Raw genomic sequence first — 20,683 nt, 5'->3', positions numbered from 1 at the left:
TCAATGCGACGACGAGTAATGGTCGGAAATTTTCAGGCCGATTTTTGGCAGGAGTGGCAATGGCGCTGCAACGTTGTCCGGCCCTTCGAAGGTGAACGACGCCGCCTTGATAACGAACGCACCGGGACAGTGGAACGTCATGTTGCCGTTTTCGATGACCAGCGACGCCCCGCCGCTGTTGAGCGTGATTTTCGACTTTGCCGCCAGTTGGACGTCCGCGCTCTCGCTCGCGACACGCAACTGTTTCTGCGCGAACAGATCCATGCCGTCCGTCAGGGCCATAGCCGTCAATTTCCCCTTCGAGGCGGTCAGATTGATGCCTAGCTTGTGGGCACACAGCGAAATCAATTCGCCCGCCATCATCCGCAGCCGCTTGGTGACGCTGACGTCCATGTGCTTGCCCGCCGTGACGATCACGTTCTCGCCCGCCGAGTGCTGGGCAGATTTAGGCGTCACGAACGCCATGCCGCCGGGCGCGCTCGCGAGCAGCCCCGCGTCACGAAGCTGGTTCAATCCGTCCAGCAGTGCCGCCTGCGTGGCCCGGTCGGCCGGTTCTACCTTCGCCTGCCGTGTAGCATCGGCCAGTTCCGTTACGTGCTGCAGCGCTGCCTTCAGCTGCTGGATGGCAGCGGGCATGTCGAGGTGCGGCGTGTCAGCACCACCTGTCGAGTCCGCGGAAAAATACAGCCCCTTCTCCGCACGCATCGTGCCCCACGCACGAGTCGTGACGTCGATTCCCTCTCCGCGCTTGAATTTCTTGCTGTCGAGCAGATAACCGAGATTCACCGCCGACTGGCCGTAGACCGTGGCGATGCGCGCGCTTTCCTTCTCTCTCAGGTCGTTGAACACGATCTCCGCGCCCCGCAGCGGCGAGCGCCAGATCGCGTAGCTGAACATCGCCTGCGCGCCATGCACCAGGTCCGGGTTCGAATAGTCGTGCAGCGCGCCCGATATAAGCAAGCGATCGACGTCGTTGTGTTCCCCCTGCAGCAGCACCTCCGTCTGCGGCAGCAATGGCGAATGGAAGCCGGCCTGGTACGACGACGACGGACGCACAAGGCGCAGATTCAGCAACTGCTTGTCGGCGCTGTCCGATCCCTGCAGGAACTTGGGCAGGACGGGATAGCGCCCGTGCTCGTCTATACACGCATAGGGTGCGCGGTCAAACGTCGTTACAACGCCGGCGACTGGCCCTTCCAGAAAACGCCAATGCTTTTCGTAGTCGAATTTCGGCCGGTAACCGAGATGTCCGGGCATCGCCTTGAAGGTATTGTGCGCCGGCTTGGTGCGCCCGCCCTTCATCTCCATCGATGTGATCACGAACCCGTATTCGGCGCCGCGCATCTTCGTGTTGCCAAGTTTCACCACCACACCCGGCATGAGGCCCTTCACGTTGCCGGTACCGAACAGAGTGACCTGACGGGCGATCTGCTCGTCGCGTCGCGTTTGCACCAGCGCCTCGCCCCCTTGCTGCGTCAGGTGAAATTCCGCGCTACGGTTGATCCGGCCGAACACCGAGCGGTCACCGCTCTCGTCCGAAACGGTCGCCGTCGCGCGCAGCGGATCCTCCGGCGTGCGATAGTTGCGCTCCCACACCTCGATCTCGGCCGGCACCAACGTGCGTTCGCCATTCAGTGAAAGCACCGCCTCGTGCCAGTTACCCGTGAGGCCGGAATCCGGCATCAGGGGCACTTCGATCGAACGCACATAGGCGCGCGGATTGTCCGCAAATACAACGGTGTCGAGCTGCCCCTGCTTGCCGCGTCCCTGTTTGTAGAACCAGAAAATGCCTTTTCGGCGGCAATGACGTGCGATGAAGTTCCAGACGGACTCCTCGTACATAACCACCTGCTCAAGCTTCTCCTTCACGCCTTCCAGGTCGAATTCGATATCGAACGCGTCGAAGTTCCGCCGATCGACAACCAGTTCGGTGATGATCTCCTGCAGGCTCTTGTCGCGAAATACCCGCGAGCCATGCACGCGCTTGAGCAGAGCGGCAAACCTGGGCTCGATGCGCAACTGGTAAGCCGCCTCGTCGCGACTCGTACGGATACGCTTCCAGCGCGTGACGATGCCATTGAAGGTGGCTGCGGCATGCTCGACCGGATCGACGTAATTGACCGACGGGACAGCCACCCGCTCGTCAATTTGCAAGCCTGCGCGCCGTCCGACGCACTGCTTGCCATCGATATCGAGATGTGGCGAGGTAACCGTGACATCGACCTTGTAGTCCCTGCAAAACCCGGCGCGTACCTTGAAGTCGAGCACGTCGAGCCCGAGGTCAAGCGTGCCGATCCATATTCCAAGACGCTGGCTAAGGCGTGCGCTCGGATGGCGCAGTGCATCCACAAGGGTTTTCGTCACCGCATTCATATGCCATTCCTATCCGATTGAAGAAGAAACGATGTAATACCGTTGCACCAGCAACTTTGATCGAAAGGGCGCAGAAGCTGCAACGCGAAAAATCCAGCTTCCGTTACTACGTATACGAGGCCTTCAATAAAATTGTTAAATAGAGTGACTTTTGATTCTCTGGCCCGCCCAAAATCAATATCGAATGATTCGACCGCACCAGTTTCGTTTTCTTGATTCGAACGGCGGCGAGCGGTCCATTTCGACCGCGGGTTGCGTCGAGGGCATCAGCGCGCTTCGAATATATGGATACTGTGTGGCGCCGCCTCCCGAAGAAGCGCTAAGATTCACCGCATGTCGACTCCCGCCTCCTCCCTCGAAGCACTGCGCACGCTGCCCGCGCGGCGCCCGGCCGTGCGCTGGGCACTGCGCGTGCTGCGCTGGGCGCTCACGCTCGCCGTCACGTTCGCGGGGCTGCTCGCGCTGACGTTCGTGATCGGCCGCAAGGTGCCGATCGATCCCGTGCTCGCGATCCTCGGCGATCGCGCGTCGGCCGACGCGTACGCGGCCGAACGCCTCGCACTCGGGCTCGACAAGCCGCTCGTCACGCAATTCGCGATCTATGTGCGCGACGTGCTGCACGGCAATCTCGGTGTGTCGCTGCTGACCGCGAACCCGGTACTCGACGACATCAGGCGCGTGTTCCCGGCGACGCTCGAACTCGCGACGATCGCGACGCTGATCGGCATCGCGATCGGCGTGCCGCTCGGCGTCGCGGCCGCGGTGAAGCACAACCGCCCGATCGACCACATCGCGCGCTTCGTCGGGCTGATCGGCAATTCGGTGCCCGTGTTCTGGCTCGGACTGATGGGGCTGCTGCTGTTCTACGCGCGGCTGCACTGGGTCGGCGGCCCCGGCCGGCTCGATCCCGTGTACGACGGGATGGTCGACACGCGCACGGGCAGCCTGCTGATCGACGCAGCGCTCGCCGGCGAGTGGGACGTGTTCCGCAACGCGGTGTCGCACATCGCGCTGCCGGCCGCGATCCTCGGCTACTACTCCGTGGCCTACCTGAGCCGCATGACGCGCTCGTTCATGCTCGACCAGCTGAGCCAGGAATACATCGTCACCGCACGCGCGAAGGGCTTGTCCGAGCGGCGCGTGATCTGGCGGCATGCGTTCGGCAACATCGCGGTGCCGCTGCTGACCGTGATCGCGCTCACCTACAGCAACCTGCTCGAAGGCTCGGTGCTGACCGAGATCGTGTTCGCGTGGCCGGGGCTCGGCTCGTACCTGACCGGCGCGCTGCTGAACGCCGACATGAGCGCGGTGCTCGGCGCGACGCTCGTGATCGGCGCGATGTTCATCACCGTCAACCTGCTGACCGACGCGCTGTATCGCGTGTTCGATCCGCGTGCGCGCTGAGGGCCGCCCGGACATGACCGCTTCCACCCCGCTTCTTTCATCGTCCATGCCGAAGGTCGTCCAATCATGAACACCGAGCGCCTCACGCTGCGCGCGTGGCTGCTGTCCGATGCGCCCGCGTCGCGCTCGCAGGCCGCATTCGGCCTCGCGTACCGACGCTGGCGCCGGTTCGCCACGAATCCGCTCAACCTGTTCGGGCTCGCGATCCTCGTCGCGCTGATCGTCGTCGCGATCGTCGGCCCGCTGATCATGCCGCACGACCCGCTGCGCCAGGTGCTGTCCGACCGGCTGCTGCCGCCCGGCTCGCCGTCGCACTGGTTCGGCACCGACCAGCTCGGCCGCGACATCCTTTCGCGGCTGATCGACGGGTCGCGCCTGACGCTCGGCATCGCGCTGCTCGTCGTCGTGATCGTCGTGCCGATCGGCCTCCTGATCGGCACGACGGCCGGCTATTGCGGCGGCTTCGTCGACAGCGTGCTGATGCGCATCACCGACATCGCGCTCGCGTTCCCGAAGATCGTGCTCGCGCTCGCGTTCGCGGCCGCGCTCGGGCCCGGCGTGATCAACGCGGTCGTCGCGATCTCGATCACCGCGTGGCCCGCGTATGCGCGGCTCGCGCGCGCGGAGACGATCCGCATCGCGCAGGCCGACTACATCCACGCCGCGCGGCTGCAGGGCGCATCGGGCCCGCGCATCCTGCTGCGCTACATCATGCCGCTGTGCATGTCGTCGGTGATCGTGCGCGCGACGCTCGACATGGCCGGCATCATCCTGACGGTCGCGGGCCTCGGCTTTCTCGGCCTCGGCGCGCAGCCGCCGAGCCCCGAATGGGGCTTCATGGTCGCATCGGGCCGCAACGTGCTGCTCGACGCATGGTGGGTCGCGACGCTGCCCGGCATCGCGATCCTGCTCGTGAGCCTCGCGTTCAACCTGCTCGGCGACGGGCTGCGCGACGTCTTCGATCCCCGTCATGGAGCGTGACATGCCGACGCATTCCGCCACCGCGCCCGCGCCGCTCTGCGAGATCGACGGGCTGAAGATCGGCTTTCGCGGCCACGACGGCGTCGTCACCGACGCCGTGCGCGACCTGTCGCTGACGCTCGCGCCGGGCGAACGGCTCGGCATCGTCGGCGAATCGGGCTCCGGCAAGTCGCTGACGGGCCGCGCGCTGCTCGGCCTGCTGCCCGACGCCGCACGCTGGTCGGCGCGCACGATGCGCTTCGCGGGCCACGACCTGCTCGCGATGTCGCCGCGCGAGCGCCGGCGGCTGTGCGGCAGCCAGATGGGCATGATCCTGCAGGATCCGAAGTATTCGCTGAACCCGGTGATGACGGTCGCGAAGCAGATGGGCGAAGCGTTCCGCTTGCACGAGCCCGGGCTGCGCGGCCGCGCGCTGCGCGAACGGATCGTCGATGCGCTCGCGGCCGTGCAGATCCGCGACCCGGCACGCGTCGCCGATGCGTATCCGCACGAACTGTCGGGCGGCATGGGCCAGCGCGTAATGATCGCGATGATGGTGTCGACCGGCCCGCGCCTCTTGATCGCCGACGAACCGACGTCCGCGCTCGACGTCGCCGTGTCGATGCAGGTGCTCGCGGTGCTCGACGCGATGATCGCGCGCCACGACACCGGCCTGATGTTCATCAGCCACGACCTGCCGCTCGTGATGTCGTTCTGCGACCGCGTCGCGGTGATGTATGCGGGCCGTGTGGTCGAAACCTGCGCCGCGCGCGACCTGCGCAACGCTTCTCACCCCTATACGCGCGGGCTGCTCGCGGCGAACCCGCCGCTCGCGAACCCGCCCGACGAACTGCCGGTGCTGCGCCGCGATCCGGCGTGGCTCGAGCCCGCCGACCGACAGGAGGCCGCACGATGATCGACGTCGATCACGCATCGATCCGATTCCCGACCCGTACGGGTCACGTCGACGCCGTGCGAGACGCGAGCTTCGCGGTGCGCGACGGCGAAGTGTTCGGGCTCGTCGGCGAATCGGGTTCCGGCAAGTCGACGCTGCTGCGTGCGCTGACGGGCCTCGTGCCGCTCGCGTCCGGCAGCCTGTCGATCGACGGCCGGCCGGTCGGCGGCACGCCCGATCGCGCGTTCCGCCGCCACGTGCAGATGGTGTTCCAGGATCCGTACGCATCGCTGCATCCGCGCTTCACGGTCGACCAGACGCTGCGCGAGCCGCTGTCGATCCATGCGATCGGCGACGCCGATGCGCGCATCGCCCGCGCGCTCGCCGAGGTCGGCCTCGGCCCGGCGTTCCGCTTCCGCTATCCGCACCAGTTGTCGGGCGGCCAGCGGCAGCGTGTCGCGATCGCGCGTGCGTTGATCGTCGAGCCGCGCGTGCTGCTGCTCGACGAGCCGACGTCCGCGCTCGACGTCTCGGTGCAGGCCGAGATCCTGAACCTGCTGCGCCGCCTGCATCGCGAACACAAGCTGACGATGATCCTGGTGAGCCACAACCTCGCGGTGATCGGCTTCCTGTGCCAGCGCGTCGCCGTGATGCAGCATGGCGAGATCGTCGAGCAGTTGCGGATCGAGGACGTACGTGCCGGGCTGGTTGCACGCGACTACACGCGCACGCTGCTGAATGCGACCGAGGGCTATCGCCGTCTCGACCCGGTGGCCGGTGTGCCGGCCGCCTGACATCTGCGCGATGCGCCGGCGTGCGATACTCGGCACGCCACGCGCCGGCTGCGCCGCCGCATGGAACCCTTGTGCGTCGCACGGGTCAACTTCCTTTCGTCAACAGCTCAACCGCAATAGGGAGGCGTTCATGCTGCAATTCATCGAAACCCTGGTCGTCGGGCTCATCGTCGGCCTCCTCGCCCGCGCGCTCAAGCCCGGCGACGACAAGATGGGCATCCTGATGACCATCGTGCTCGGCGTCGTCGGCTCGCTGGTCGCCGGCTACGTCGGCCGCGCGGCCGGCTGGTATGCGCCGGGCCAGGGCGCAGGCTGGATCGCGTCGATCATCGGCGCGATCGTGCTGCTCGTCGTCGTGGGTGCGATCCGCAAGCGCGCGGGTTGAACACCGAAGACCGCGCTCCGACGCAAACGGCCGCTCGTCGCACACGAGCGGCCGTTTTCTTTTGGCGCATCGTCATTCACCGGATGGTCGATTCGTTGAGCCCTCAACGATTTACCTGCGAATCCCGCGTCCATTGACGCGCTTCCTCCGAGTTTACGTCACCGGCAATACCCCGACTTGCGGCCGCACAATTTTGAGATAAATTGATTGAAGGAACACGGCGTCGTTTGCTCATCGTCGTTATTTCCGGTTTCTCACTCAAGAGGTTCGATGAACTTGCCGTTTACGCATACAGCACCGCAGCGTTGACGGACTGCCACCCGAGCGGCCCCGCTGCGACGCGCTTCCTCTCTGGAGCCTGTCATGAAGCACCGTTCGTTTGCCGCCTCGTTCGCGCTGGCTGCCTCGCTTCTGGCCACGTCCTCGTCCTTTGCCGCCGGCGCGTCCGGCATCATCCATTTCACCGGCATGATCGTCGAGCCGCCCTGCTCGTTCGCACTCGATACGGCCGATGCCGTCCACGCGCACGTGCGCCCCGACTGCCCGCGGCCTGCCAGCGGACAAGTCGCGTTCGTCGACGCGGCAAGCCTGCGCACGATCAAGACCACGACCTTTACGCAGGCCTCCCGCGCAATCGTTTTACCTGACCGTCCGGGCAACGCGCGCGCGCCGATGATCGCCGTCGTGACCTACCAGTAGAACCCGCCGCCGGAGCCCCGCGCGTCAGTCGCGATGGCGCGCGATCCAGTCGCTGAACGCGCGGATCTTCTGCTGGCTGCCGATGGTCTCGGGATACACGAAGAAGTAGCGCGCGCCGGTTTCGAGCACGATGTCGAACGGCCGTTCGAGCCGGTGTGCGCTGACGTCGTCGTCGACGAGCGTCACGTCGCCGATCGCGACACCGAAGCCCTGCATCGCCGCGTTCGTCGCGAGATCGAGCGTGTCGAACGTCGGCCCGCGAGCGGGATCGACGCTGCGCTCGCCCGCATGATCGAGCCACGCGCGCCAGTCGCGATGGTCGCGGGTCGGATGCAGCAGCGTCTGGCGCGCGAGATCGCCGACCGCATCGAGCGGCGACGCCTGCCGCAGCTCGGGCGCGCACACGGGCGTGAGCCGCTCGTCGAACAGCGGCAGCGCGACGACGCCCGGGCCCGGCGACGTGCCGTAGACGACCGCCGCATCGAACGGCTCGGTCGAAAAATCGACGACGTGCTGCCACGCGGTCGTGATCTGCACATGGAGATCGGGATGCTCGCCCTGGAAGCGCATGATGCGCGGCAGCATCCAGCGCATCACGCAGGTGGGCACCTTCAGCGCGAGATCGGTGCGCTGCCGCGTGAGCTTCATCGAGATGTCCTCGATCCGCGCGAAGCTCTCGTTGACGACCGGCAGCAACTGCTCGCCCTCCGCCGTCAGCGTGAGCCCCTTCGCATGCCGCTTGAACAGCGGAAAGCCATAGTGCGCCTCGAGCGTCTGGATCTGCCGGCTCACTGCGCCCTGCGTGATGCACAGCTGCTCGGCCGCGCGCGTGAAGCTGCGGTGGCGGGCCACCGTCGAGAAGATCTGCAGCGCGTGCAGGGGCGGAAGTCGGTGCATGGCGAACGGGAAACGGAAAAACGGCGCGGAAGAACCGCGCGCCGACGCCGGCGCGCTCAGACCGACACGATAAGCCAAACGCCCGCGTTGCGCGAGACGCCGGCCCGTCAGGCCGTCGCGGTCAGCGCGCCCGCAGCGATGCGCGCCGCCGACGCGACGACGTCCGCGCGCGCCGCCGCATCGGCCTGCTGCTGCGTGAACGACACGGCCATCACGATCGGCGCACGCGACGGCGGCCACAGCACCGCGACGTCGGTCGTCGTGCCGTAGCCGCCCGTGCCGGCTTTTTCCGCGACGCGCCAGCCCGGCGGCACGCCCGCCGCGATGCCGGTCGCGCCGCGCGCGCCGTCTGCCATCCATTCCGTCAGCTGCGCGCGTTGCGGCGCTTGCAGCGTATTGCCGAGCAGCAGCCGCTGCAGCGTGTCGACCATCGCGACCGGCGTCGACGTGTCACGTTCGTCGTCGGGCGCGGCCTTGTTCAGTTCCGGCTCCCAGTGGTCGAGGCGGAACGTCGTGTCGCCGCTCTCGCGCGCGAACGACGTGACGGCCTGCGGGCCGCCGAGCACGCCCATCAGCAGGTTGCCCGCGCCCTTGTCGCCCGCCTGCAGCATCGCCTCGCACAGCTGCGCGATCGTCATGCCCGTGTCGACGTGGCTTTCGGTGATCGGCGAGCCCGACACGACTTCATAGCGGCGATACAGGATGCGGCGCGGCAGCAGCGAGGCATCGAGCGAACCGCGCGCGAGCATCGCGGCGGCGGCCATGACCGCATACGTGCCGCACAGCGGGAAGCGCTCGCGCGCGTGGTGGGCGATGCGCACGCCGTTCGACGTGTCGAGCGCGGCGACGCCGAGGCGGCCGTTCGATGCTTTTTCGAGTGCGGCCAGTTCGGCCTGGGCGGTGTGAGCGCGCCCCTTGTCGGCGACCGGCGCGGATGTGCACGCGGCGACGAACGGCGCGGCAACGGCGGCAAGCAACAGCGAGCGGCGTGTCGGAGAGTGTTCCATGTATGAGGTGCGTTCTGTCGGAAACGGTGGCACGAAGCAACGCGGGCACGCCTCGGCGAAGCGCGCCCGTTCACGCCGACGGCCGGCCCGCGACGGCATTCGCCGCGCATCCCCGAAAGACGCCCGTCGGCCCGCGGCGCGCGGGACGTGCATGAACAGACCCTAGCGTAGCAGCGACCGCCGCCACGTTCCAGCAAAACGGCCCTGCGTCACCCTTGCGACGAAGGCAGGTACGGCATCGGATTCACCGGCTTGCCGTCGCGCCGCACCTCGAACAGCAGCGCGACGCGCGAGTTGTCGAGGTCGCCCATCTCGGCGATCTCGTCTCCCTGGCGCACGATGTCGCCCGTCTTCACGAGCAGCTTGCGGTTGTGCGCATACGCGGTCAGGAAATCGGCGTTGTGCTGGACGATGATCAGGCTGCCGTAATCGTTCAGGCCGGTGCCCGCGTACATCACGCGGCCGTCGGCCGCGGCGCGCACCGGGTCGCCCGGCCGGCCGGCGATCTGGATCCCGCGGTTCTGCCCCGGCCGGAACCCGTCGACGATCTTGCCGCTTGCCGGCCACTTGAGCGCGACACCGCCCGCATGCCGTTTCGTTTCCTTGACGACCTGGCGGTCGCTCGCATTCGATGCGCTGGCCGGTGAAGTTGCCTGACCACCTGCGGCCCCATTGCCCGCGGCCGTTTGCGTACCGGCCGCGCCCGCCGGCGGCAGCGGCTGCTGCTTGACGATGCGCAGCACCTGCCCCATCCGCAGCCTGCCGTTCGCGGCCAGCTTGTTCCAGGTGCGCAGGTCGGCCACGCTGCAGTCGTTCGCGGACGCGATGCCCGTCAGCGTGTCGCCGCGCTTCACGACGTACTTCTGCGCGACGAGAATCGGCGCGGGCGGCAAGGTGGCGGACGGGGCCGCCGGCGGCGCGGAAGCCGGCTGGCTTGACGACGAGCCCGCCAGCGTATCGCTCGGCGGGACGGACTGCGTGCTTGCACAACCGGCCATGACGAGCACGGCTGCCAGGCCTGGCAGCCACGCCGCGTTGCGGTGAATCTCGCGCGTTTTCATGGACGATCCGACTCCGGTTTGACAATCTTTCAAGCATCTCAAAAACGGAACGGCCGACGTGTAACCGGATGCAAACAATGATGACAAACGATCACGAACCGGATGCCGGCCGGCATTCGCTACCGGTAATACGGTCCGATTCAGAAAAACTTGATGGTCTTTTTGTGGAAAAGCGGAAGAATTTTCGTCGTTAAAAACTATGGCAGATTTGTTTCAATAGGCGCGCAGCCGCACTCAACGCAACCATCCGACGAATTCGGAACAGGCCCACGCGATGCCGATGCACAGGAACAGCAGATGCAGCGCGATCTTGAACGACACGCCCCACGACGAATCGATCTGCATGACAGGCTCCCCCCCGGGTTGATGTGCAGCCATGATCGACCATCGATCGCGCCCCGAAAATGCGGAACCGGCGAATCGGGCCTCAGGCTGCGCCTGAGACCGACGCGGCGGTTCCTGCTAACTTATCGGCCATCCAACGCCTTCACTCCCCGCCCATCATGCGCTTCGACCTGACCGACCTGCGGCTCTTCCTGAACATCTGCGAAGCCGGCACGATCACGAGCGGCGCCGAGCGCACGCACATCACGCTGCAGGCGGCGAGCGAGCGCATCCGCGGCATGGAGGACGAGCTCGGCGTGCCGCTGCTGCACCGGACCAAGTCAGGCGCGCAGGCGACCGACGCGGGCCGCGCGCTCGAACACCACGCACGCACCGTGCTGCAGCAGATCGATCACATGCGCGGCGAACTGCAGCAATACGGCCAGGGGCTGCGCGGCCATATCCGGCTGCTGTGCAACACGGCGTCGCTGAGCGAATACCTGCCCGACGCGCTGGCCGATTACCTGCCGCACCATCCGAAGCTGTCGATCAGCGTCGAGGAACGCTCGAGCCAGGAGATCGTGCATGCGATCCGCAACAAGACGGCCGAGGTCGGCATCGTCGCCGATTCGGTCGGGCTCGGCGGGCTCGAACAGAAACCGTTCCGCGAGGACTGGCTGATCGTCGTCGTGCCGGCTGCGCATCCGCTCGCGTCGCACGGGGCAGTCGCGTTCGACGCGATCGCCGGCGAAGATTTCATCGGCCTCACCGACGGCAGCGCGCTGCAAGTGCATCTCGCCGACCAGGCGCGCGCGCTCGGCAAGCGGATCCGTTACCGCGTGCAGTTGAAGAGCTTCGATGCGATCTGCCGCGTGATCGCGAGCGGCGTGGGCATCGGCATCGTGTCGCGCCATGCGGCCGAGCGCGCGATGCAGACGATGGACGTGCGGCTCGTCGAGCTGTCCGATCCGTGGAGCCACCGGAAGCTGACGCTCTGCGCGCGGTCGTTCGACGCGCTGCCGAAGTACACGCGCGAGTTCGTCGCGTTCCTGTCCGGCGCGAGAACGTCACCGTAACGCGCGCCGCATCGTCGAAACATGGAGGCATGACCATGACCGAAACCGATCTCGCTACCCGCTATCGCGCCTATATCGATTGCCTGAACCGGCAGGACTGGGCGGCGCTCGGCGAGTATGTGTCCGACGACGTGATCCACAACGACCGGCCGCTCGGCCTCGCCGGCTACCGCGCGATGCTCGAACAGGACTATCGCGACATTCCCGATCTCCGTTTCGACATCCGGCTGCTCGCGTGCGAGCCGCCGCGCGTCGCATGCCGGCTGCGCTTCGCCTGTTCGCCGAAGGGGACGTTCATGGGGCTCGCCGTCGACGGCCGGAAGGTCACGTTCGCCGAGAACGTGTTCTACGAGTTTCATGACGGCAAGATCCGCCAGGTCTGGTCGGTAATCGACAAGGCTGCGATCGAGGCCCAGCTTTAGGCCCGTCGCGGCGGCCCGATATCTGCGGTGACGCACCTCGATCCTTATGGATAACGTTTTCTCTCGTCATCCATCTAAAGCAGCTCGACGGTCAATCTTGTTGTCTGTCGTTCCAGCGCTCTTTCCCGGCACGATATCTGCTCGATCGACGACAAAATACCGGGTAATTTCCGCACCATCCTGATCTCCCGCCCCATCTCGCCATTCCCACCATCCGGGTTTTCACCGGCGCATCGGGCGTGAAAGTTCATTGACATCGCGCCGCGCGATGCCTAAATTTGGAAAACGTTTTCCAATGCATCAGCGCGACGCCGGCCTCGGCCCGCGCAGGGGGAACGCTTGCCCGCTCGAGTTGTGATTCAGGCTGTCCGCCCGCAGGGATCAGGGTTGCAGGGCGGTGGCCGGGTACGGGCGTCGAGCGCGGCAACGGCCACACCTGCCCGTCCTTCATCACTATTCGAAACTGGAGACACAATGCATCCGCGCAGCAGATTCGCGCTCGGCGCCGCGCTCAGCGCCCTTTCCGTCGTATTCATCAGCGCATGCGGCGGCAACGACGTGACCGACACGCCGCCGTCATCGCCACCGCCGTCCACGACACCCACGCTCGCGTCGAACTCGCTGCAGGCGCTCGTCTATGGTGCGCCCGACACGAGCGTGCCGGCCGGCACGAACATTCCGGTCACGATGATGGGCCAGATGCGCGCGCTGTTCGACCTGATCCGGAAGTCGCCCGACTTCACGCAGGTCGTGATGGATCTCGGCGACGGCACGCCGGTCCACGTGCTCGACACGAACACCGGCGACAAATTCCTGCCCGGCAAGCTCGCACTCGGCCTGTCGTACATCCTGATCGACATGAAGTCGAAGAACGACCCGCAATACGCGAGCTACCTCGCGACGTACCAGACGATCACGACCGCGATGATGGCGCAGTCGGGCAGCAACTACGCGTATGCGAACACGTCGTGGGGCGAGTACTACTACCTCGTCGCGCTGAACAACCTGAAGGCGCACGGGATGCTCAACGAGGTCTTCAGCGACGCGATGCTCGCGACGCTGCAGCAGCGCCTCACCTTCTGCGACATGTTCGGCCCCGATGCGAGCGGCAAGACCAGTACGTGCCCGGCCGCCGGCACGCCGATCGACATCGCATCGCTCAATACCGCGCAGAATTACTATGCGGTGTCCTACGGAATTGCCGGGTTGCGCCAGAAACTCGGCTGGAGCAGCCCGTCGTTCGCGTCAAAGACCGATCCGTCCGTCGCGACGATGGGCGCGCGCGACGCGCTGCTGTACACGCTGACGAACCACATCCGCAACGATTCTTCCGGCGGCTTCTCCGACGAAGCGTCGAACACGCATACGACCTACTACGACCAGGCGCGCTTCGACCGCTACAGCACGCTGCTGATCGGCGAAGTGGTCGAGCGCACGTTCGAGATGGACAACGTGGCAAATCTCACGCCCGAGCTGAAGGGCTATCTGCGCAAGTCGGTCGACCTGATCCTGCCGCAGCTGAACGCCGGCGGCCAGGGCTTCAACTACGGCCGCTCGATCGGCCCGTACGGCGATTCCGCGTTCATGGAAGTGCTGACGGCCGCCGCCAACGCCGGCGTGCTGACCGACCAGGAGAAGCAGGTTGCGTACGCATTCATCTACCGGGCCGCGCATCGTTTCGACACGTACTGGTACGACCCGTCGCTGCCGACGCCGTCGGTGAACATGTGGGTCAAGGGCCGCGGCACCGACACGTATCGCGGCAAGCCGCGCGTGATGGGCGAGAACTTCAGCCTGCTGCACCAGTACCTGTACGTGAACGCGTGGTGGAACAAGCTCGGCTTCGGCGGCAAGGCGCCGATGGCCGATGCCGACTACGGCGCATGGCTCGATGCGCTGCCGCGCTACACGCTCACCTGGTACAACCAGCCGACCGATGCCGCGCACCCGTACAGCGCGGCGCTGCTCACCGTGCGCGACGGCCGGCGCGTGATCAACCTGAACCTGAGCCAGGCGCCCGACTACAACTCGTACACGCCGTACTACCCGGTGCCGTTCTCGGACAAGCTGATCTACGGCACGACCGATCTCGGCTACGCGCTACTGGTGCCGCAGGTGACGTACAACGCGAAAACCTACATTCCCGTCACGTACTACAAGAACCTGAACGTGCAGCAAGGCAACGGCCAGGTGATCGTGTCGTTCGATACGACGAAGTTCCGTCTCGCGTCGAAGAACGCTGCCTACACGACGGATCTCGACCTGCAGGTGCATACGGTGCTGACGTTCGCGCACGGCACGGTGTCGCGCAGCGATACGCTGAGTTCGGGCACGCTCACGGGCAACCTCGCGGTCGAGACGGACTTCACGTCGTTCGCGGATTTCGCGTCCACGCAGGCCAACGGCGACGGCATGTCGGTGACGTACGCGAACAGCGCCGCGACCGGCTATGCGGCCTCCGGGTTCGACACCTGCGCACTGTCCGCCTTCGATACGGCGAACGGCGCGACGAACCCGCTGTCGACGACGCCGATCGGCCAGCTGCATTCGAACTTCGCGTGCACGACGAAGCCGTTTGCACTCGGCGCGGGCACGACGCGCACGTTCGGGTGGTCGCTGAAATACGCCGATCCGGCCTGATCCGCGTGATCCACGCCGTGTGAAACACGCCCGGAGCCGGTCGCTGAAACCGGCCTCGGGCGCTTCTGAACGAGGCAGGCATCACCCTCGCCCGCGATACCCGCTCACAGCCACCCCGACGCTGCCATATACGCGCCGAGCGCGATCAGCCCGATGAAGAAGCAGCGCTTGAACGCCTTTTCGCTCATCACGCGCCGCGCATACTGGCCGCAGGCCATCCCCGCCAGCGCCGGCACGAGCGCGAGCGCCGACACGCCGAGATCGACCGTCTGCAACGCGCCCGACACGTGCAATTGCAGGCCGAGCGCGATCGTCGATGCGGTAAACGACAGCCCGAGCGCCTGGATCAGGTCGTCCTTCGACAACCGCAGCGCCTGCAGGTAAGGCACGGCCGGCACGACGAACACGCCGGTCGCCGCCGTCACGACGCCCGTCAGGTAGCCGACCACGGCCGACAGCCCTTTCTCGTGGCGACCCGGCGCGGGCAAGCGCGCGGCGGCCAGCCCCCACAACCCGTATACGATCAGCACGACGCCGAGCGCCGCGTGCGTCCAGGTGCTGCCGGCCGCGAGCGCCGGCAGCCCGCCCGTGAGCGTGCCGATCGTCAGGCCGGCGAGCAGCGGCCACAGCCGGCGCAGCAACGGCCCGAACGACGGGCCGAGCCACAACTGCCACACGTTGGTGATGAACGACGGCACGAGCAGCAGGCTGGCCGCGGCCGACGGCGGCATCGCGAGCGTCAGCAGCCCCATCGCGATCGTCGGCAGCCCGAGCCCGATCATTCCCTTGACCGCGCCGGCCAGCAGGAACACCAGCACGATGATCGTCAGCGTATGAATTTGCATGGAGGCGATTCCATCGGTTGAGTACGGCGCCGATGGTGCCGCCCCGCCATGCTGCCCGCCATCTGGTTTTGCCTGAGGCTGGCTAGGGCCCGCCGGACGGGCCTGTGGCGCCCGGCGATCCGGCCCCGTGGATCACCCCCGGCCCTGCTCGCTGTCGAGGTGCGCCATCTGTGCGGCGGGATAACGCTCGCCGGCAGCCGCCCCGGCGGGCACCGCCGCTTCGATGCGAGCGAGATCATTGACCGTTAGTTGCAAATTAGTTGCCAGCAAACCGTCCTGCAGTTGCGTGCGTTTGCGCGCACCGACCAGCGGCACGATATCGGCGCCGCGCGACAGCACCCATGCGATCGCGACCTGCGCCGGATTGCTGCCCTTCTCGTCGGCGATCGCCCGCAGCGCGTCGACGAGCGCGAGGTTGTGCGCGAGGTTCTCGCCCTGGAAGCGCGGGCTCGCCGCGCGGAAATCGCGCTCGCCCTGCCGTGCCGTGCTCCAGCGCCCGCCGAGCAGCCCGCGCGACAGCACGCCGTAGGCCGTGACGCCGATCCCGAGTTCGCGGCAGGCAGGCAGGATGTCGGCTTCGATACCGCGGGACAGCAGCGAATATTCGATCTGCAGATCGGCGATCGGCGCGACGGCCGCCGCCCGGCGGATCGTGTCGGCGCTGGCTTCGGACAGCCCGATATGGCGCACGTACCCGGCCTTCACGAGATCGGCGATCGCGCCGACTGTCTCCTCGATCGGCACGGCCGGATCGACGCGCGCCGGACGGTAGATGTCGATGTAGTCGGTGCCGAGCCGCTTCAGCGAATACGCGACGAAGTTCCGGATCGCGTCCGGCCGTGCGTCGTAACCGGCAAATCCGCCGACCGGATCGCGCAGCGCGCCGAATTTCACGCTGATCAGCACCTGGTCGCGTGCGCGGCCGCGCAGCGCGTCGCGGATCAGCATCTCGTTGTCGCCCATCCCGTAGAAATCGCCGGTATCGAGCATCGTGATGCCGTTGTCGAGCGCCGCGTGCAGCGTGGCGATGCTTTCGTCGCGGTCGGCCGGCCCGTAGAAGTCCGACATCCCCATGCAGCCGAGCGCGATCGCCGAAACCTGCGGGCCCGTGCGGCCCAGTTGACGCGTGTCCATGTGCGTTTCCTTCAAGTGGTGAGTGGATGGACCGGATTCTGGGCGCTTTGCCGCGCACGATAAACGCGAAACGCTCCACCAAACCATTCGACGCTGATTAACAATGGAGCCTTGTTCCCCTCCCCGCCAAGGCTTCCGCCCGCATGGACCATCTGCAAGCAATGCGCATCTTCGCGCGCGTCGCCCATCTCGGCAGCTTCACGAAAGCGGCCGAGCAGCTGCAACTGCCGCGCCCGACCGTCAGCAACGCGGTCCAGTATCTGGAAAAGCACCTGAAGATCCGCCTGCTGCAACGCACGACGCGGCGCGTCGCGCTGACCGCCGAAGGCGCGACCTACTACGAGCGCTGCGAGCAGCTGCTCGCCGATCTCGACGATGCGGAAACGCTGTTCGAGGATGCCGGCACGTCGCCGCGCGGCGTGATCCGCGTCGACCTGCCCGAACGTTTCGCGCTGAACCAGGTGATCCCGGCGCTGCCGGATTTCCACGCGCGCTACCCCGACCTGCGCGTCGTGATCAGCACGACCGATCGCTTCGTCGATCTCGTCGCCGACGGCATCGACTGCGCGGTACGCGTCGGCGTGCTGTCCGACACGTCGCTCGTCGCACGGCGCGTCGGCGAGATGGCGCAGATCAACTGCGCGTCGCCCGCGTATCTGGCGCGCCACGGCACGCCGCGCTCGCCGGACGAGCTGCCCGACCACGTCGCGGTCGGCTATTTCTCGAGCCGCACGGGCCGCGAGCTGGACTGGGAATATGCGGACATGGATTCGGGCGAGATCCATACGGTGAAGATGCACAGCGTCGTGTCGGTCAACAGCTCGCAGGCGTATCTCGCGTGCTGCGTCGCGGGCCTCGGGCTGATCCAGGCGCCGCGCGACGGGCTCGCGCCGCTGCTCGCCGACGGCTCGCTGGTCGAGGTGCTGCGGGAATGGAATGCGACGCCGCTGCCCGTGTCGGTGGTGTTCCCGACCGGCCGGCATCTGGCGCCGCGTGTGCGGATCTTCGTGGACTGGCTCGCGGAGACGCTCGGCGGCATGCACCGCGCGGACTGACACCGGCCGACGCCGGGACGCCGCCGGTCGAAACAATCAGAACTTGTGGCGGATCGCGGCACGCACCGCGAACTGGTTCGACGACGCCGACGGGCCGTCGGTCCCGACCACGTAGCCGCCGTCGGCTGCCGTGCCGGTCTTGTCGCCGGCCACCTTCTGCCACGCGCCCTGCAGATAGACGTCGGTGCGCTTCGACAGGCTGTAGTCGGCCATCAGGCCGACCGTGTGGTACTTCGGCTTGAACGAGCCGGCGGCCGCGTCGAACTTGCCGTCCGTATACACGTACTGCGCGCCGAGAAAGAAATCGGGCGTGAGCTGGTACTTGCCGTTGATCTCGATGTTCTGGAACTTGGTCGCAGTCAGCCCGAGGCCGGCGAACGTCGAGGCCGGCAGGTAGACGGTCGACACCGGGTTCTTCACGTCCGTCTTCGTGTAGACGAGGCCGACCGTCGCCGGGCCGAACGTGTAGTTCACGCCGCCGCCGAAGATGCGCAGGCGGTCGGCGACGAAGTTTGCATCGTCGGCCGCGATCGCGCCCGCATTGCCGATACCCGGGTTGTTGGCCTGCAGGTACGCGGCCGCGACCTGCAGCCCGGCCAGCGAATACTGCGCGCCGATGCTGTACTGGCGGTTGTTCGAGAAGCCCGTGCTGTTGCTGAAGCTGTACGTGCCGCCGAACGTCAGGCCGTTCCAGTCGGGGCTCGCGTACTTGACCGTGTTGTTGACGCGGAACGAGTTGTCCGTGTTGTCGTTGTCGAACGGGTGCGAGAACAGCGTGCCGCCCCAGTTGCCGTTCGCGGTCAGCGGCGCGAGATAGTCGACGACGGAGTCGTACTGGCGACCGAAGGTCAACGTGCCGAAGCGCGATTGGCTCAGCCCGACGAACGCCTGGCGGCCGAACATGCGGCCGCCCTGGCCGAGTCGGCCGTTGTTCACGTCAAACCCGTTTTCCAGCGTGAAGACCGCCTTCAACCCGGCGCCGAGATCCTCGCTGCCCTTCAGGCCCCAGCGGCTGCCCTGCGCGTAGCCGCTCGCGAGCTGGTAATTCGTCTTTCCGACCCCATTGACGTTGACGTTGTTCGTGTAATTGAAGCCTTCGTCGATCAGGCCGTACAGCGTCACGCTGTTCTGGGCAAAGGCCGGCGCGGCGAATGCAGCGAGCGCGGCGGCAAAAATGACGTGCTTCTTCATGACGAATCTCCGGAGCCGAGGGCCGGGCAGGCCGTGCGCCCGGCGAATTGTTCGATCTGTTGTATGTGTGGCCCGCAGGGCGGACGACGCGGTGTGCGGCCGCGTGAGGACAAAATGGTGTCACGACGCAAACCGTCCGTCCATCGGGTGCGAGTCGTCGCGCGCAAAGCGTTGCGCTCGTCCAACTGCCCCGTTGCGCAGATGGCCTGACCGGGCTTATCGGCAGCGGCAGGCCGACCTGCCATCCGCGTAAACCCGATGCGCGTCGCATCGATGGCACAATGCGCATCCGTTCGCCATTTCCTCACGAAGTCATGCTTCACCCCGATTCCTGCGCGGCATGTGCCGGCTGCGCCCGCGGCCCGCGCCGGGAGGCGGTCCGATGACCGCGCCGGCCCGTGCTGGCCGCTACGCCGAACTCGATTTCTTCCGCGGCCTCGTGCTGCTCGTCATCGTCGTCGACCATATCGGCGGCAGCATCCTGTCGCGCGTGACGCTGCACGCGTACGCGCTGTGCGACGCGGCCGAGGTGTTCGTGTTCCTCGGCGGCTTCGCGACCGCCATTGCGTACAACTCGCTCGCCGAGAGGCACGACGAGGCCGCCGCGCGCCAGCGCTTCATCCGGCGCGCGTTCGAGATCTACCGCGCGTTCCTCGTGACGGCCGGGCTGATGCTGCTGATCACGGCTGCGCTGAACGCGTTCGCGATCGACGGCCCGAACATGCCGACCAACGACCTCGACGGCCTGCTGCACAAGCCGCTCGCCGCGCTGCGCGACATCCTGCTGTTCCGCCGCCAGCCGTACCTCGCGTCGGTGCTGCCGATGTATGCGTTCTTCGCGCTGCTCGTCCCGCTCGCGCTGCCGCTGGCGCGCACGCAGCCGTGGCTGATGCTCGCGTTCAGCGGGTCGCTCTGGTATGCGGCGCCGCACGTCGCACGCTTCTTGCCGACCGTCGAAGGCGCGCCGTGGGACTTCAATCCGTTCGCGTGGCAATTCCTGTTCGTGCTCGGCGTGATTGCCCGCTGCCAGCCCGTGTACCAGACGCTCGCGCCCAAGCCGCAGGGCTGGGTGCTGACGGCCGTGTCGCTCGCGATCGTCGCGGCAGGCGCGTACTACCGGCTGCGCTTCGAGCCGTTCCCGACCGATCCGTCGATCAAGCAGAACCTCGGCACGCTGCGCCTCATGAACTTCCTCGCGATCGCGTGGCTGGCCGCGAAGCTCGTGCACCTCGGCTGGATGAAGAAGGTCGCGCACGCGATGCCGTGGATCGGCACGATCGGCCGGCAGGGGCTGCTGTGCTTCGTCGCGGGCACCGGCATCTCGCTCGCGGTCGATTCGCTGCTATACCAGGCGACCGAAGGCTATCTCGACGTGCCGCTCGGCCTGACCGCCGACGCCGTCGCGATGGGCCTGCTGTATCTCGTGGCCAAACTCTACGGGCCGCTCGTCGCGCGGCTGCCGTTCCGTTCGCGGCGATGACGCGCCGCGCCGTCATGTGCCGCTGCTACGATAGCCGGCGC

The 20,683-nt window shown here is 66.6% G+C and carries 18 protein-coding genes; 11 read left to right on the top strand and 7 right to left on the bottom strand.

The features are described from left to right. Positions 1-2,373: a type VI secretion system Vgr family protein gene (locus tag AC5LXX_RS21975; protein ID WP_493413136.1), complete on the bottom strand. Its 2,373-nt coding sequence runs from the start codon at positions 2,371-2,373 to the stop codon at positions 1-3. A 333-nt stretch (positions 2,374-2,706) separates the two neighbouring features. Here AC5LXX_RS21975 and AC5LXX_RS21970 point away from each other — a divergent pair, with 333 nt between their 5' ends. The 6 genes from AC5LXX_RS21970 (at position 2,707) to AC5LXX_RS21945 (ending at position 7,510) form a co-directional block, all read left to right on the top strand. Next, positions 2,707-3,777 (top strand): ABC transporter permease, encoded by a 1,071-nt coding sequence (locus AC5LXX_RS21970; protein ID WP_493413135.1) that lies wholly within the window; start codon positions 2,707-2,709, stop codon positions 3,775-3,777. 66 nt (positions 3,778-3,843) lie between these two features. After that, positions 3,844-4,758 (top strand): nickel transporter permease, encoded by a 915-nt coding sequence (nikC, locus tag AC5LXX_RS21965; protein ID WP_493413134.1) that lies wholly within the window; start codon positions 3,844-3,846, stop codon positions 4,756-4,758. A gap of 1 nt (position 4,759) precedes the next feature. Further along, positions 4,760-5,653 carry an ABC transporter ATP-binding protein gene (locus tag AC5LXX_RS21960; RefSeq protein ID WP_493413133.1) on the top strand — a complete coding sequence of 298 codons (894 nt, stop codon included), beginning with the start codon at positions 4,760-4,762 and terminating at the stop codon, positions 5,651-5,653. Then, entirely contained in the window at positions 5,650-6,426 is a 777-nt protein-coding gene (locus tag AC5LXX_RS21955; RefSeq protein ID WP_493413132.1) for an ABC transporter ATP-binding protein, read from the top strand. The genes AC5LXX_RS21960 and AC5LXX_RS21955 overlap by 4 nt, the downstream gene beginning before the upstream one ends. A gap of 130 nt (positions 6,427-6,556) precedes the next feature. Then, positions 6,557-6,811 (top strand): GlsB/YeaQ/YmgE family stress response membrane protein, encoded by a 255-nt coding sequence (locus tag AC5LXX_RS21950; protein ID WP_124446911.1) that lies wholly within the window; start codon positions 6,557-6,559, stop codon positions 6,809-6,811. Between the two features lie 363 nt (positions 6,812-7,174). Beyond that, complete coding sequence (locus tag AC5LXX_RS21945) at positions 7,175-7,510, top strand: type 1 fimbrial protein (RefSeq protein WP_493413131.1); 336 nt, start codon at positions 7,175-7,177, stop codon at positions 7,508-7,510. A gap of 24 nt (positions 7,511-7,534) precedes the next feature. Here AC5LXX_RS21945 and AC5LXX_RS21940 read toward each other — a convergent pair whose 3' ends face one another. The 3 genes from AC5LXX_RS21940 to AC5LXX_RS21930 form a co-directional block, all read right to left on the bottom strand. Continuing rightward, on the bottom strand, positions 7,535-8,407 hold the full coding sequence (locus AC5LXX_RS21940) for a LysR substrate-binding domain-containing protein (protein ID WP_493413130.1): 873 nt from the start codon (positions 8,405-8,407) through the stop codon (positions 7,535-7,537). Between the two features lie 107 nt (positions 8,408-8,514). Continuing rightward, complete coding sequence (gene bla / locus AC5LXX_RS21935) at positions 8,515-9,414, bottom strand: class A beta-lactamase (RefSeq protein WP_493413129.1); 900 nt, start codon at positions 9,412-9,414, stop codon at positions 8,515-8,517. Between the two features lie 209 nt (positions 9,415-9,623). Beyond that, positions 9,624-10,475, bottom strand: a complete 852-nt coding sequence (locus AC5LXX_RS21930) for a peptidoglycan DD-metalloendopeptidase family protein (RefSeq protein WP_493413128.1) — start codon at positions 10,473-10,475, stop codon at positions 9,624-9,626. 503 nt (positions 10,476-10,978) lie between these two features. Between AC5LXX_RS21930 and AC5LXX_RS21925 the strand changes: the two genes are divergently transcribed. The 3 genes from AC5LXX_RS21925 (at position 10,979) to AC5LXX_RS21915 (ending at position 14,937) form a co-directional block, all read left to right on the top strand. Continuing rightward, entirely contained in the window at positions 10,979-11,875 is an 897-nt protein-coding gene (locus AC5LXX_RS21925; protein ID WP_493413127.1) for a LysR substrate-binding domain-containing protein, read from the top strand. Between the two features lie 35 nt (positions 11,876-11,910). Further along, complete coding sequence (locus AC5LXX_RS21920) at positions 11,911-12,297, top strand: ester cyclase (protein ID WP_124446899.1); 387 nt, start codon at positions 11,911-11,913, stop codon at positions 12,295-12,297. 474 nt (positions 12,298-12,771) lie between these two features. Beyond that, positions 12,772-14,937, top strand: coding sequence for a hypothetical protein (locus AC5LXX_RS21915; protein ID WP_493413126.1), 2,166 nt, complete (start codon positions 12,772-12,774; stop codon positions 14,935-14,937). Between the two features lie 104 nt (positions 14,938-15,041). Here the strand turns inward: AC5LXX_RS21915 and AC5LXX_RS21910 are convergent, their stop codons facing one another. Continuing rightward, entirely contained in the window at positions 15,042-15,782 is a 741-nt protein-coding gene (locus AC5LXX_RS21910) for a sulfite exporter TauE/SafE family protein (protein ID WP_493413125.1), read from the bottom strand. A gap of 132 nt (positions 15,783-15,914) precedes the next feature. Next, positions 15,915-16,916 (bottom strand): aldo/keto reductase, encoded by a 1,002-nt coding sequence (locus tag AC5LXX_RS21905; RefSeq protein WP_493413124.1) that lies wholly within the window; start codon positions 16,914-16,916, stop codon positions 15,915-15,917. A gap of 143 nt (positions 16,917-17,059) precedes the next feature. Between AC5LXX_RS21905 and AC5LXX_RS21900 the strand changes: the two genes are divergently transcribed. Then, positions 17,060-17,971: a LysR family transcriptional regulator gene (locus AC5LXX_RS21900; RefSeq protein ID WP_493413123.1), complete on the top strand. Its 912-nt coding sequence runs from the start codon at positions 17,060-17,062 to the stop codon at positions 17,969-17,971. 36 nt (positions 17,972-18,007) lie between these two features. Here AC5LXX_RS21900 and AC5LXX_RS21895 read toward each other — a convergent pair whose 3' ends face one another. Then, positions 18,008-19,162, bottom strand: a complete 1,155-nt coding sequence (locus AC5LXX_RS21895; protein ID WP_493413122.1) for a porin — start codon at positions 19,160-19,162, stop codon at positions 18,008-18,010. A gap of 382 nt (positions 19,163-19,544) precedes the next feature. On the opposite strand from AC5LXX_RS21895, the gene AC5LXX_RS21890 reads away from it, so the two are divergent. After that, complete coding sequence (locus AC5LXX_RS21890; RefSeq protein WP_493413121.1) at positions 19,545-20,642, top strand: OpgC domain-containing protein; 1,098 nt, start codon at positions 19,545-19,547, stop codon at positions 20,640-20,642. Positions 20,643-20,683: the final 41 nt, after the last annotated feature.

The sequence above is a fragment of the Burkholderia torrens genome (assembly GCF_984668525.1).
The sequence above is the reverse complement of the archived record's forward strand: the minus strand, read 5'-3'. Positions and strand labels throughout refer to the sequence as shown.

Coding starts and splice junctions, on each gene's coding strand:
- AC5LXX_RS21945 (WP_493413131.1), top strand. CDS start 7,175: ATGAAGCACCGTTCGTTTGCCGCCTCGTTCGCGCTGGCTGCCTCGCTT.
- AC5LXX_RS21910 (WP_493413125.1), bottom strand. CDS start 15,782: ATGCAAATTCATACGCTGACGATCATCGTGCTGGTGTTCCTGCTGGCC.
- nikC (WP_493413134.1), top strand. CDS start 3,844: ATGAACACCGAGCGCCTCACGCTGCGCGCGTGGCTGCTGTCCGATGCG.
- AC5LXX_RS21915 (WP_493413126.1), top strand. CDS start 12,772: ATGCATCCGCGCAGCAGATTCGCGCTCGGCGCCGCGCTCAGCGCCCTT.
- AC5LXX_RS21940 (WP_493413130.1), bottom strand. CDS start 8,407: ATGCACCGACTTCCGCCCCTGCACGCGCTGCAGATCTTCTCGACGGTG.
- bla (WP_493413129.1), bottom strand. CDS start 9,414: ATGGAACACTCTCCGACACGCCGCTCGCTGTTGCTTGCCGCCGTTGCC.
- AC5LXX_RS21920 (WP_124446899.1), top strand. CDS start 11,911: ATGACCGAAACCGATCTCGCTACCCGCTATCGCGCCTATATCGATTGC.
- AC5LXX_RS21905 (WP_493413124.1), bottom strand. CDS start 16,916: ATGGACACGCGTCAACTGGGCCGCACGGGCCCGCAGGTTTCGGCGATC.
- AC5LXX_RS21955 (WP_493413132.1), top strand. CDS start 5,650: ATGATCGACGTCGATCACGCATCGATCCGATTCCCGACCCGTACGGGT.
- AC5LXX_RS21930 (WP_493413128.1), bottom strand. CDS start 10,475: ATGAAAACGCGCGAGATTCACCGCAACGCGGCGTGGCTGCCAGGCCTG.
- AC5LXX_RS21925 (WP_493413127.1), top strand. CDS start 10,979: ATGCGCTTCGACCTGACCGACCTGCGGCTCTTCCTGAACATCTGCGAA.
- AC5LXX_RS21890 (WP_493413121.1), top strand. CDS start 19,545: ATGACCGCGCCGGCCCGTGCTGGCCGCTACGCCGAACTCGATTTCTTC.
- AC5LXX_RS21960 (WP_493413133.1), top strand. CDS start 4,760: ATGCCGACGCATTCCGCCACCGCGCCCGCGCCGCTCTGCGAGATCGAC.
- AC5LXX_RS21895 (WP_493413122.1), bottom strand. CDS start 19,162: ATGAAGAAGCACGTCATTTTTGCCGCCGCGCTCGCTGCATTCGCCGCG.
- AC5LXX_RS21900 (WP_493413123.1), top strand. CDS start 17,060: ATGGACCATCTGCAAGCAATGCGCATCTTCGCGCGCGTCGCCCATCTC.
- AC5LXX_RS21975 (WP_493413136.1), bottom strand. CDS start 2,373: ATGAATGCGGTGACGAAAACCCTTGTGGATGCACTGCGCCATCCGAGC.
- AC5LXX_RS21950 (WP_124446911.1), top strand. CDS start 6,557: ATGCTGCAATTCATCGAAACCCTGGTCGTCGGGCTCATCGTCGGCCTC.
- AC5LXX_RS21970 (WP_493413135.1), top strand. CDS start 2,707: ATGTCGACTCCCGCCTCCTCCCTCGAAGCACTGCGCACGCTGCCCGCG.